The following is an 11,534-nucleotide window of genomic DNA, read 5'->3' as shown; positions in this document are numbered from 1 at the left end:
GCGGGCCCCGCTCGGACATCCTGGACGGGTGAGACTTGCGAGGCCCGATGCACGGGCGAAGGCGGTGGCGGCCGCGCTGGTGGCGGCCTCCCTGCTGGTGACGCTGATCGTGTGGGGGCGCCAGGATCTCGTCGGCGTGACGTTGGCGCTGCTCTGCGTACTGGCGACGATGATCGCGGCGGTGTCCGTGGCGGCGGCCCGGCAGGATGACGGCCCGGAACCGGCGGTCACGCCGAACGGCCCGGGGCAGCCCGTCGGGGGACTGTACGGCGTCGACGCCGACACGCTGGAGTCGCTGGACCACCGGGAGGCCGTCCGCGCGATGCGCGAGCGCCACCGGGGACGCGGCGGCTCAGCGGCCCGTGAGGGTGGGTGAGACGAGCGCGTCGAGCCCACGCCCGGCCAGGCAGCGGTACGTCCGGTCGGCGTCGGCCGGGGGCAGCACCTCCAGGTTCCAGCCGTCCGCGTAGCTGATCCCGCTGGTGAGCCGGAAGGTGGTCTCGTTGCAGACCCCGCGTACCGCCGCGTCCGCGCTGACCTGGTCGTGGCCGGCGCCGACCAGGGTGTCGGGGAGCTTGCCCTCGGCGTAGCTCTCCCAGGTGTGCTGGCCGTCGCAGGGCACCCGGGGCGCCCGGGTCCGCGCGCCGCGCACCTCCATCGGCCCGAAGCACTCCAACTCGTCGGCGCAGCCCGCGCCGGCCGGCAACGCGGTCGTCAGGGCGCAGGCGGGCAGCACCGTGCTCGTCGCCGCCACGCCGGCGGTCGGCGACGGGCCCGGGCTGGAGACCGCGCCGGCCAGCCAGGCACCGGCGCCCGCCGAGGCGGCCAACGCGACCATCCCGGCGCCACCGAGGAACCAGCGCCGCCGACGCCGCTGGCGGGCGGTGGGCACCGTGGGGTGGAGGTCCTCCACCGGCGGTCGCGGAGCGGGCCGGGAGACGTGGTCCACGCCGTACGGGCCGACGGGGCCGGGCACGCCGCTGACCGGACCCGGGATGCCCGTGCCGCCCGCCTGGGCGCCGGCGGGACCGAGCGGCAGGCCGACCAGCAGGTCGCGCAGCTCGACAGCCGAGGGACGCTCGCCGGGATCGTTGGACATCCCGGCCCGGAGCACGTCGATCATCTCGGCCGGCACCCCGGGCAGGCCGGGAACCGGCTGGTGGAACATCTCCAGCACGGTGACCAGGCTGGGGTTGCGTTCGGACTGCCAGCGCGGCGGGCGGCCGTGCATCACCGCGTAGAGGGTGGCGCAGAGGGCGTAGACGTCGACGGCGGGCGACGGCGGGCTGTGGTTGAACATCTCCGGCGGCGCGTAGGCCGGGGTGAGCACCTCCAGGGCGACCGAGGCGTCACGCATCTCGGCCACCACGGCCAGCCCGAAGTCGGCCAGCACCGCCGAGTTGAAGTGCGAGTAGAGGATGTTCGCCGGCTTGACGTCGCGGTGCAGCACGCCGGCGGCGTGCGAGTGGGCGACGGCGTCGGCGATCTTGACCCCGAGGTCGCGCGCCTCGGCGGGCCCGAGCGGCGAGGTCCGCATCCGCTCGGCGTACGAGCCGTCGCAGAGCTCCATGATCAGATAGGGATGCTGGTCGACCGTGACCCCGACGTCGAAGAGGTCGACCACGTGCGGGTGGGACGACATCCGCCCGGCGGCCCGCGCCTCGCGCAGGAAGCGGGCCTGGTCGTGCTCGCTGTCGAGGGTGCGATTCTCCACCTTGACCGCGACCTCTCGCCCCACCGAGATCTGGGTCGCCTTGTAGATCGTCGCGTAGCCTCCCCTGGCAAACACGCGCAGATCGGTCAGACCGGGCACAATGGGCGCCGGCAGGGCGCCGGGCGGGGTCGCGGTCACAGCTCGAAAATACCCAACCGGACCGACGGCTCAGTGAACCGCATCAGCGGCCGGAACGGCACCGGCTGCGGAATCGCCTCCGCCGCCCACCGCCCCCGGGCCCGCGCGACGGTTGTCCCACCAGAGCCCGACGGCGGTCGCCACCGCGCCGAGGCCCTCCCAGGCGGCCACCCCGAAGAACCTCCCGGGCGCGATGTCGGCCAGCACCGCGATGCTGAACACCGTGAACGTGACCAGCCGGAACACCACCGTGAAGCGGAAGAACGACCGCCATTCGGTGGCGGTGGCGAGCAGGTAGTAGACCCCCATGTTGAACGAGGCCATCGAGGAGGCGATCAGGAAGGTGCCGGTGTGGTCGCCGGCCGCGCGCGTCGCCGGCACCTCGAAGCCGAGCATTCGCAGCAGCGCCTCCGGCCAGACCAGCCCGACCGCGCCCATGAGCAGGGCCAGCACGCCGAAGACCGCGATCGTCCATCCGGCGGCCGAACGCGGCAACCTCATCACGGCCCTCCCCAGACCCGACGCGGTCGCACGACCGACCGCCCCTCGGACCTGACACGCTATCGGCCATCCCCGACACACCGCATCCCCAGAACCGCCAGACCTTCCGGTTCCGGGGTTCGCGGGACTAGGGGGTGGTCAGGCGCGCCCGCAGGGCGTCGGCGGCGGCGCGCTCGCTGCGCTGCTCTGTCGCGTACGCCAGGCGGACCGCCTCCTCGGCGCTGGCGAGCGCCTCCACGGGCCGGCCGCAGGCCGCGAGCGCCTCGGCGAGCACCCGGGCGGCGACCACCTGGCTGCGCACGTCCTCCGCCGGGGCGGCGACGGCCCGCCGGGCCCAGTCCAGCGCCTGCTCGCACTGGCCGTGGGCGAGCAGGGCGGACGCGTACCGGGCCATGGTCTGGCGGCGGGAGAAGAGCAGCGAGGGCACGGTGGCGGCGGCGGTGGCCACCGGGGCGAGCAGCCCCACGGCGGTCGCGGAGTCGCCGGCGGCCAGCCGGGCGGTGGCCAGCAGCACCCGGGGCCCCACCTGGGCGGGTGCCTGCGGGTTGTGCGGCTCGACGGCGGTCAGCACCGACCGGGCGTCCCGCTCGGCCGTGTCGCAGTCACCCAGGTCCAGCGCCACGAACCCGCGCAGCGTGCCGGCCATCCCGGTGAGCAACGGGTGCGACGTCCGCTCCGCGTACGACAGCGCGTCGGTGAGCAGGTCGGCGGCGTGCCCCGGCTCGCCCAGCCCGCGCGCCACGACGCCCCGGACGACCAGCGCGAACCCGCGCCCCCAGTCGTCGGAGGCGGCGGCGAACTCGCGGTACGCCCGACGGGCCCCCCGGTCCGCCTCGCCCAGCTCGCCCAGCTCGGCGGTGGCGAACGCCTCGACCGCGCGCAGCGTGCCCACCGCCCACGCCTCGCCGACCCGCTCGCCGAACGGCAGGAAGACCTGCGCCATCCGGCACGCCTCGCGCAGCCGGCCGGCGAGCAGCCGGGCGAAGGCGGTGGTGCCGCGCAGCCAGGCCCGCCCGTACGGGTCCTTCAGCTCGGCGAAGAGCCGGGCGGCCCGGCCGAGCACGGCGTCGGTGCCGGCGAAGTCGCCCCGGGTCGTGGTCACCCAGGCAAGGTTCTGCAACGACCACGCCTGCCCCCGGCGGTCCTGCGACTGGAGGCTCACCTGGTACGACGCGGCGAGCCGGCTGCTGGCCTGCCCCAACCGCCCGGCGACGAAGTCGGCCATGCCGAGGCGGCGCATCGCCGAGGCGCGCAGCGTCGGCAGCCCGCCGGCCGTGGCCACCTGCAACGCCTCCTGCCAGCAGCCCACCGCGCGCGCCTGGTCGCCCATGGTCTGGTGGGCCTGCCCGGCGAGCAGCAGCGCGCTGGTCCGGACGGCGGACTCGTCGCCGGCGTTGGCGGCGATCTTCTCGGCGAAGGCGAGCGCGTCGGCGGGACGTCCGACCTGGAGCAGCGCCCGGGCGTGCACCACCCGGTCGGCCGCCGGCACCCCGTCCCGGGCCAGCTCGGCCGCGCGTTCGGCGTACTCCACGGCCAGCGCGGGCTCACCCGCCTGCAACGAGCGGCGCGCGGCCCCGCCGAGGGCGGTGACGCCCAGACCGACGACGGCCCGCGCCGGCGCGTCCGGCCGCAGCCCGACCGCGTCGGCCAGCGCGGCGGCCCGCTCCACGTGCTGGGCCACGAAGACGTCGCGGGCCGCCTCGGCGAAGCCGCCCGGCGCGCCCGCACCTGCCGACGGGCCGGCCGCGGCCCACCGGGCCAGCGCCGCGTGCCGCTCGGCCAGCTCGGCCTTGCTCACCCCGGCGTACGCGGCCTCCCGCATCAGCGGGGTCGCGAAGGCGTACCCGGCGCGGGTGCGGTGCAGCATCCGGCGTTGCAGCAGTTCCTCCACCGCCCGTTCCAGCTCGACGGCGACCACCGCCGCCGGGCGGCCGTCGCGGCCGGCCCGCTGCTCGCGCAGCGCCTCCAGCGCACCGTCCGGCACCGTGTCGCCGACGACGGCCGCGTCCCGCAGCACGGAGCGGGCCTCCGCCGGCAGCGCGTCGATGCGCGCGGCGAGCACCGCGGCCAGGTCGCGGGAGAGCAGGCGGCTGCCGAGCGAGCCGGGCACCAGTCGCCAGCCGCCCGGACTCGGGGAGTTCCGCTCGGCGACGGTGGTCAGCGCGCCCCGCTCCATCAGCAGGGTGACCAGCTCGGCCAGGTAGAACGGGTTGCCCTGGGCGGTGGCGAGCAGCCGGTCCGCGTCGGACTGCGGCAGCCTGCCGCCGCCGAGGTAGGTGGTGAGCAGCCGGGCCGCGTCGGCGCCGCGCAGCGGCGGCAGCGCGTGCACCTCGGCGTCGGCGACCCGGGTCAGCGCCCCGGCGGTACGCACCAGCTCGGGCCGGCCGAGCAGCAGCACCAGCACCGGGCCGGCGAGCCGGGACAGGGTGATCCCGAGCGCCTCGATGGTCTCGGCGGTGGCGTCGTGCAGGTCGTCGACGACGACCACCAGGGGCGCCTCCCCGGCGAGCGCGGTGAGCAGGTCCGCGACCGCGTTCGGCACGGTGTCGGCGTCGGCGGGCTGGGCGGTGCCCCACTCGCCCTGGTCGGCCGGGCCGCCGCCGGGCAGCTCGGCGTACCCGAGCAGGGCCAGCAGCTGGTCGATGGCGACCGGCGCCGGCGTGCCGGTGCGGCTGAGTCGCTGGCCGAGCCGGCGCAGGCGTTCCTCGACGGCCGGGCGGGTGAGCGCGGTGGCGGCGTCGTTGGGCAGGCCGACCGCCGCCCGGACCAGGTCGGCCAGGGGCGCGAGCCGGCGCCGCTCGCCGAACGCGGCGCAGCGCACCGACAGCACCCGGGCGCCGGTGTGCGCGGCGTACCGGCCGGCGCCCACGTCGTAGCCGGCGGCGAGGCGTTCCACCTCGGCGGCGAACCGCGACTTGCCGATCCCGGCCTCGGCGGTCATCAGCAGCACCCGGGGCTCGGCGCGGTCGATCACCTCGGCCAGCCGGCCGGCGACCCGGCCGATCTCGGTCTCCCGCCCCACGAAGGGGGCCTCGTCGCCGAGGCCGGACCGGGTGCCCGGGGCGTCCAGGAGGCCGAGCAGCTCGTACGCCTCGACCGGCTCCCGCTTGCCCTTGAGCCGCAGCGGGCGCAACGCCCGCCAGGAGGCCACGTGCCGGGTGGCGGCGGAGGTCCGCGCCCCCGCGTAGACCGCGCCGACGGCGGCGGCGTCGGCCAGCCGGGCGGCGGTGTTGACGGTGTCGCCGATGACCGTGTACTCGATGGCGGCCTGGATGCCGGCGATCACGTCGCCGGTGTTCAGCCCGACGCGCAGGCCGAGCGGCGCGCCGCCGCCCCGCTCGTCGTCGAGCACCCGGCGGACCGCCCGCTGCATCGACAGCGCGGCCCGCACGGCCCGCTCGGCGTCGTCCTCGTGCGCGACCGGCGCCCCGAAGACCGCCATGATCCCGTCGCCGGTGAGCTTGTCGACGTGGCCGCCGAACGTCTTCACCGCGCCGGCCAGCGCGGCGAGCACCCGGTCGGTGACCGCGCCGACGCGTTCCGGGTCGAGGTCCTCGGACCAGGAGGTGAAGTCGGACAGGTCGCCGAAGAGCACCGTCACCACGCGGCGTTCGGCCGCGGGCAGCGTCGCGGCGGCCGGCAGCGCGGCGCCGCAGTTGTGGCAGAACCGCGCGCCGGGCACGGCGACGGTTCCACACACCGGGCAGGTCACGCTTGCTCCAACCCCGCGGCACCTCCGCCGGATTCCCGGCCCAGGTACTCCAGCTGGGCCCGGACGGACCACTCGGCGGCCCACCACAGCGACCGGTCGACGTCGGCGTAGACCGTCGCGACCACCTCGGCGGCGGTGGAGGCGCCCGCGGCGACCGCCGCCCGGACCTGGTCGAGCCGGGCCCGGCGGTGGGCCAGGTAGAAGTCCGCGGCGACGCCGCAGTCGGCCAGTGCCGGACCGTGCCCCGGCAGCGCCGGGATCCCCCGGTACGTCGAGAGCAGTTCCAGGCTGGCCAGGTAGTCCCCGAGGTGCCCGTCCGGGTGGGCGACCACGGTGGTCCCCCGGCCCAGGATCGTGTCGCCGGTCAGGACCACCCGCTCGTCGCCGTGCTCGACCAGGAAGCAGACCGAGTCGCCGGTGTGCCCGGGGGTCGGCACGAGTCGGACGCCCAGCCCGTGGCCGTCCAGCTCCCCGCCCGGCCCGGTCAGCGGCTCCCCGGCGATGGTGTGCGCCGGGTCGGCGGCGCGTACGGGCACCCCGCCGAGCAGCTCGTGCAGGCGGCGCGAGCCGTCGGTGTGGTCGGGGTGGCCGTGGGTGATCAGCACCAGGCCGATCGGCCCCTGCGCGGCGATCGCCGCCAGGTGCCCCTCGTCGGCCGGGCCCGGGTCGACGACGACGGCGTGCTCCCGGCCAGGGGCGCGCAGCACCCAGGTGTTGGTGCCGTCGAGCGTCATCGGCCCGGGGTTCGGGGCACGCAGCAGCGTCACCCAACCCGGCAACCCGTCGGCGAGCGCCGCCGCCGGCGCGGTGAAGTGCCCGGTCATGGCTGCGATCGTACGGCCCCGCCGGCCACTCCCCGCGATCTTGCAGGCTCCGCCTCTGATACGTACCGGTTCACGGCTTTTGCCGGGCACCGAACGCAAGATCGCGGGGAGGTGGTGCGGGTCAGGAGACCTCGACGACGACCTCGACCTCGACGGGGGCGTCCAGGGGCAGCTCGGCCACGCCGACGGCGCTGCGCGCGTGCCGGCCGGCCTCACCGAAGACCGCGCCGAACAGGTCGGACGCGCCGTTGATCACGCCCGGGATGGCGGTGAAGCCCGAGGAGGCCGCGACGAAGCCGGTCAGCTTGACGACCTTGACGACGTTCTCCAGGCCGACCAGCGAGTCGATCGCGGCCAGCGCGTTAAGCGCGCACTGCTGGGCCAGGTCCTTGGCCTGCTCGGCGGAGACGCCGGCGCCGACCTTGCCGGTGGCGAGCAGCTTCCCCTCGACCATCGGCAACTGCCCGGAGACGTAGACGTGCTGCCCGGACTGGACGGCCGGCACGTAGCTGGCCAACGGCGGGACCACCTCGGGCAGCGTGTGCCCGAGCTCGGCGAGTTTCGCGTGCGGACCGTTGCTCATGCCGCCACCTCGCTGCGCTCGGCGGCGTCATGAGCCCTCGACGCGCCGGTCAGGATGATTCGCTCGCTCCGCTCGCTCATGCCTTCGGCCGCTTCAGATAGGCGACGAGCTGCTCCGGGTTGGGACCGGGAACCACGGAGACGAGTTCCCACCCGTCCTCACCCCAGTTGTCGAGGATCTGCTTGGTCGCGTGGACCAGCAGCGGGACCGTGGAGTATTCCCACTTCTGCATCGGTGGAGGGCTCCCTTGGCTGGAGTTCGACTTCTCGACGCACAGCCTACGGTCCGGCGGACGGGCGGGGCGCGGGACGCTGCTCCGGGGGCGCCGGCACCTCCCCGCAGGAGCCGCCGTGCTCGTACGGCTGGGGGCAGCGGGAGCGGTCCGGCAGCAGCAGGTCGCAGAAGACCCGGTGCCGGTTGTTCTGGTCGTCGGTGCTGGAGACGGTGGTCTCGCCGGCGTCCAGCTCGCTGAGGAAGCTCAGCGAGGTGGCGACCGTTCCGGCCAGCGCGGTGGCCGCCCTCAGGTCGGCGACCCGGATCGGCAGGTGGATGACGAAGCCGGGCTCCTCCTCGTCCCGGGCTCCCGGCCGGGAGGGCACGCGCACCACCTCGACGGGTTCGGCGAGCCGCCGGTACGACCGTTCGTTGACGGGCAGGCCGACGCCGCCCTCGGCCTCCCCCGGGAAGCCGGGCCGCCGCGCCCGGTCGCCCACCGGGAACTGGGCCCGAGGATTGTTGTCCACGTCGCGCATGCCTTGCCTCCGGACGTCGTACCTGGTCAGGTCATCGCTTGCGGGTCCGGGCCCTCCGCCCGGCCCGCCCCCCGCGCCGCTGAGAACGTAGGTCGGCGGCGACAGACACGCCAACCGGACGCGCACAGACGATCACCCAAAGTCACATATACGACACACCATCGGTAAGGAACCTGACGGCACCCGCCGCCCCCCGGAGCGGGGAACCGACCGTTACCCTTCCGGTCGGACGGGCGCTCCGCCGGCTCGCCGCCAGCTCGATCACGCTCGTCGCCCGGTCAGGCGGCGACGCCGCAACCCGGGGGATGAGATGACCCAACCACCCAGCGGTGGCCCCGTCGGACCGCCGGCCGACCAGCCCGGCTCCCCGGCGGCTCCCGGCCCGGCCGCCGCACCCGACCCGGCGACCCCATCCAGCCCGGCAGTCCCATCCGACCCGGCCGCCGGGCCCCACCCGGCCACCCCGTCCGGCCCGGCCGCCGCTCCTCCGCCCGGTCCGGCCACCCCACCCGGTCCCGCCACCCCACCCGGCCTGGCTGCCGCCCCTCCGCCCGGTTCGGCCGTCGCTCCTCCGCCCGGCCCCGCCGTCGCCCCGGACCCGTCGATCCCGCCGGCCCCGGTCGGGTACCCGCCCTACCAGCCGCCCGCCGCGCCGAAGAAGAAGCGCGGCGTGCTCATCGCCTCCATCGCCCTGGCCGTGATCCTGCTGCTCTGCGCCGGCGGCGGCGTCGTCGCGTTCCTGACGCTGCGCGACGCCGACAGCGGCACGGGGGCCAAGGAGCCGACGGTCGCGGTCGACGAGTTCCTCAAGGCCGTCTACCAGGAGCGCGACGCGGACCGGGCGGCCGGCCTGGTCTGCTCGTCGTCGCGGGACGAGAAGAAGATCGCCGCCAAGGTGGCCGAGGTCGAGAAGCACGTCTCGGCCCACCAGAACCCGCGGTTCCGGTGGAGCACCCCGAAGGTGGACAACCAGACCGGCGACCGCGCCACGGTCACCACCAAGGTCACCATGACCACCGCGGACGAGAAGGTGGCCGACCAGGACCTGCGGTTCACCGTGGTGAAGAAGACGGGTTGGTGGGTCTGCGAGGTCGCCTGAGCCCACGGCCTGGATAGGCTCGACGGGTGCGCGCAGCAGAGTCGCCGGCCGACCCGGCCGGCACCCAGTGGCCGGCCCGCCTCCACGTCGTGACCGGCAAGGGGGGCACCGGCAAGACCAGCGTCGCGGCGGCGCTGGCCCTCGCGCTGGCCGCCGGCGGCCGGCGCACGCTGCTGGTCGAGGTCGAGGGACGGCAGGGCATCGCCCAGCTCTTCGGCACCGATCCGCTGCCGTACGAGGAGCGGCACCTGACCGACGCGCCGGGCGGCGGGGAGGTGCGGGCCCTGGCGGTGGACGCCGAGGAGGCCCTGCTGGAGTACCTCGACATGTTCTACAAGCTCGGCGCGGCCGGCCGGGCGCTGCGCAAGCTCGGGGCGATCGACTTCGCCACCACCATCGCCCCCGGCCTGCGGGACGTCCTGCTCACCGGCAAGGTGAAGGAGGCGACCACCCGCACGTCCGGCCAGCGGCGCGCGTACGACGCGGTGGTGCTGGACGCGCCGCCCACCGGGCGGATCGGCCGGTTCCTCAACGTCACCGCCGAGACGGCCCGGCTGGCCAAGGTGGGCCCGATCAAGACCCAGAGCGAGGGGGTCGCGGCGCTGCTGCGCTCCCCGATCACCGCCGTGCACGTCGTCACCCTGCTGGAGGAGATGCCGGTCCAGGAGACGGTCGACGCGATCGCCGAGCTGACCCAGCTCGGCTTCCCGGTGGGACGGGTGATCGTCAACGGCGCCCGCCCCCCGCTGCCCGCGGGGCGGGTGGTGGCCGCCACCGAGCTGGAGCGGGGGCTGCGCGCCGCCGGGCTGCCGACCGACCGGGACACCGTCGCCGGGCTCGTCGCCGAGGCGCGCGACCAGGCCATCCGCCGCGAGCTGGAGGATTCGCTCCGCGCCGACCTGGTGGAGCTGGGGCTGCCGATGACCGAGCTGCCGCTGCTGCCCGACGGGGTGGACCGGGCCGGCCTGGACCAGCTCGCCGCGACCCTCGTCCGGGCGGATTGACTCACACCTGCGACCGGCCCGGGCGCACGGACCGACCCGGCCCGATACGCTCGATTGGTGCCTTCCGAAGACGCGGCGCCGCAGCTGGACGTCGACCAGATCCTCGCCGATCCGGGCGTCCGGATCGTGGTGTGCTGCGGGGCGGGCGGGGTGGGGAAGACGACCACGGCCGCCGCGCTCGCGCTGCGCGCCGCGGAGCGACACGGCCGGCGCACGGTGGTGCTCACCATCGACCCGGCCCGCCGGCTGGCCCAGTCGCTCGGGCTGACCGAGCTGGACAACACCCCCCGCCAGGTCAAGGGGATCGACGTCGAGGCCAGCGGCGGCGAGCTGCACGCCATGATGCTCGACATGAAGCGCACCTTCGACGACGTGGTGCTCCAGCACACCGACCCGGCGAAGGCGGCGGAGATCTTCGCCAACCCCTTCTACCAGGCCATGAGCTCGACCTTCGCCGGCACGCAGGAATACATGGCGATGGAGAAGCTGGGCCAGTTGCACGCCCGGGGCGAGTGGGACCTGATCGTGGTGGACACCCCGCCGTCCCGCTCGGCGCTCGACTTCCTGGACGCACCGGCCCGCCTGTCCCGCTTCCTCGACGGGCGGATGCTGCGGCTGCTGCTGGCCCCGGCGCGGACCGGCGGGCGGAGCATGTTCAGCCTGGTCACGGCCTCGTTCGGGATGTTCTCCAAGGTCGTGCAGAAGGTGCTCGGGGCCCAGTTGCTGACCGACCTCTCCGGTTTCGTCGCCGCGTTGGATTCGATGTTCGGCGGCTTCCGGCAGCGCGCCGAGCAGACGTACCGCATCCTCCAGGCGCGGGAGACGGCGTTCCTGCTGGTCGCGGCGCCGGAGCCGGACGCGGTCCGGGAGGCCGCGTACTTCGCGGGCCGGCTGCGCGAGGAGAAGATGCCGCTGGCGGGCCTGGTGCTCAACCGGGTGCACCGCTCGGCGGTGCCCGGGATCGACGCGGCGGAGAGCCTGGCCGCCGCGGAGCGGCTTGCCGGCCTCGGCGGGCACGAGGGCACCGTCGACGTGCTGCGGGCCCACGCGACGCTGGCCCAGCAGGCGGTACGCGAGCGGCAGGTGGCGGCCCGCTTCACCGAGGCGTTCCCGGCGGTGCCGGCGGTGTCGGTGACGGCGCAGCCCGCCGACGTGCACGACGTCGACGGGCTGCGGACGATCGGCGCGGCGATCAGCCGGCCGTGAC

At 75.6% G+C, this 11,534-nt stretch carries 11 protein-coding genes; 4 read left to right on the top strand and 7 right to left on the bottom strand.

Going from position 1 to position 11,534, the window contains the following annotated elements; translation table 11 throughout:
- Positions 1-28 precede the first annotated feature (28 nt).
- Complete coding sequence (locus ABZ573_RS25415) at positions 29-376, top strand: hypothetical protein (protein WP_151456544.1); 348 nt, start codon at positions 29-31, stop codon at positions 374-376.
- On the opposite strand, the gene ABZ573_RS25410 is transcribed toward ABZ573_RS25415, so the two are convergent.
- The 7 genes from ABZ573_RS25410 to ABZ573_RS25380 all read right to left on the bottom strand — a co-directional run bounded on the left by ABZ573_RS25410 (position 353) and on the right by ABZ573_RS25380 (position 8,224).
- Positions 353-1,852, bottom strand: coding sequence for a serine/threonine-protein kinase (locus ABZ573_RS25410; RefSeq protein ID WP_358121459.1), 1,500 nt, complete (start codon positions 1,850-1,852; stop codon positions 353-355). The genes ABZ573_RS25415 and ABZ573_RS25410 overlap by 24 nt on opposite strands.
- 30 nt (positions 1,853-1,882) lie before the next feature.
- Entirely contained in the window at positions 1,883-2,353 is a 471-nt protein-coding gene (locus tag ABZ573_RS25405) for a hypothetical protein (protein WP_151456542.1), read from the bottom strand.
- Positions 2,354-2,480: 127 nt separating this feature from the next.
- Positions 2,481-6,065 carry an adenylate/guanylate cyclase domain-containing protein gene (locus ABZ573_RS25400; protein WP_358121457.1) on the bottom strand — a complete coding sequence of 1,195 codons (3,585 nt, stop codon included), beginning with the start codon at positions 6,063-6,065 and terminating at the stop codon, positions 2,481-2,483.
- On the bottom strand, positions 6,062-6,889 hold the full coding sequence (locus ABZ573_RS25395) for an MBL fold metallo-hydrolase (RefSeq protein WP_151456540.1): 828 nt from the start codon (positions 6,887-6,889) through the stop codon (positions 6,062-6,064). Before ABZ573_RS25395 ends, ABZ573_RS25400 begins: the two co-directional genes overlap by 4 nt.
- A gap of 121 nt (positions 6,890-7,010) precedes the next feature.
- Positions 7,011-7,472 (bottom strand): RidA family protein, encoded by a 462-nt coding sequence (locus ABZ573_RS25390; RefSeq protein ID WP_151456539.1) that lies wholly within the window; start codon positions 7,470-7,472, stop codon positions 7,011-7,013.
- Positions 7,473-7,548: 76 nt separating this feature from the next.
- A complete protein-coding gene (locus ABZ573_RS25385) occupies positions 7,549-7,704 on the bottom strand; it encodes a DUF4177 domain-containing protein (protein ID WP_018222171.1) in 156 nt (51 codons plus the stop codon).
- A 46-nt stretch (positions 7,705-7,750) separates the two neighbouring features.
- Positions 7,751-8,224 (bottom strand): hypothetical protein, encoded by a 474-nt coding sequence (locus ABZ573_RS25380; RefSeq protein ID WP_327029868.1) that lies wholly within the window; start codon positions 8,222-8,224, stop codon positions 7,751-7,753.
- A gap of 532 nt (positions 8,225-8,756) precedes the next feature.
- On the opposite strand from ABZ573_RS25380, the gene ABZ573_RS25375 reads away from it, so the two are divergent.
- The 3 genes from ABZ573_RS25375 to ABZ573_RS25365 are packed head-to-tail and all read left to right on the top strand — an operon-like array spanning position 8,757 to position 11,533.
- Positions 8,757-9,323, top strand: a complete 567-nt coding sequence (locus ABZ573_RS25375) for a hypothetical protein (protein WP_327031116.1) — start codon at positions 8,757-8,759, stop codon at positions 9,321-9,323.
- Positions 9,324-9,349: 26 nt separating this feature from the next.
- Positions 9,350-10,327, top strand: coding sequence for an ArsA-related P-loop ATPase (locus ABZ573_RS25370; RefSeq protein ID WP_151453589.1), 978 nt, complete (start codon positions 9,350-9,352; stop codon positions 10,325-10,327).
- Between the two features lie 54 nt (positions 10,328-10,381).
- On the top strand, positions 10,382-11,533 hold the full coding sequence (locus ABZ573_RS25365) for an ArsA-related P-loop ATPase (RefSeq protein ID WP_327029870.1): 1,152 nt from the start codon (positions 10,382-10,384) through the stop codon (positions 11,531-11,533).
- Position 11,534: the final 1 nt, after the last annotated feature.

The sequence above is a fragment of the Micromonospora sp. NPDC007220 genome (genome assembly GCF_040634035.1).
Taxonomy (GTDB): Bacteria; Actinomycetota; Actinomycetes; order Mycobacteriales; family Micromonosporaceae; genus Micromonospora; species Micromonospora reichwaldensis.
Note: the sequence above shows the minus strand (reverse complement) of the source record. Positions and strands in the feature narration are given on the sequence as shown.

Excerpts from the sequence above, each read along its gene's own strand:
- ABZ573_RS25380 (WP_327029868.1), bottom strand. The coding sequence starts at position 8,224 with ATGCGCGACGTGGACAACAATCCTCGGGCCCAGTTCCCGGTGGGCGAC.
- ABZ573_RS25395 (WP_151456540.1), bottom strand. The coding sequence starts at position 6,889 with ATGACCGGGCACTTCACCGCGCCGGCGGCGGCGCTCGCCGACGGGTTG.
- ABZ573_RS25405 (WP_151456542.1), bottom strand. The coding sequence starts at position 2,353 with ATGAGGTTGCCGCGTTCGGCCGCCGGATGGACGATCGCGGTCTTCGGC.
- ABZ573_RS25385 (WP_018222171.1), bottom strand. The coding sequence starts at position 7,704 with ATGCAGAAGTGGGAATACTCCACGGTCCCGCTGCTGGTCCACGCGACC.
- ABZ573_RS25390 (WP_151456539.1), bottom strand. The coding sequence starts at position 7,472 with ATGAGCAACGGTCCGCACGCGAAACTCGCCGAGCTCGGGCACACGCTG.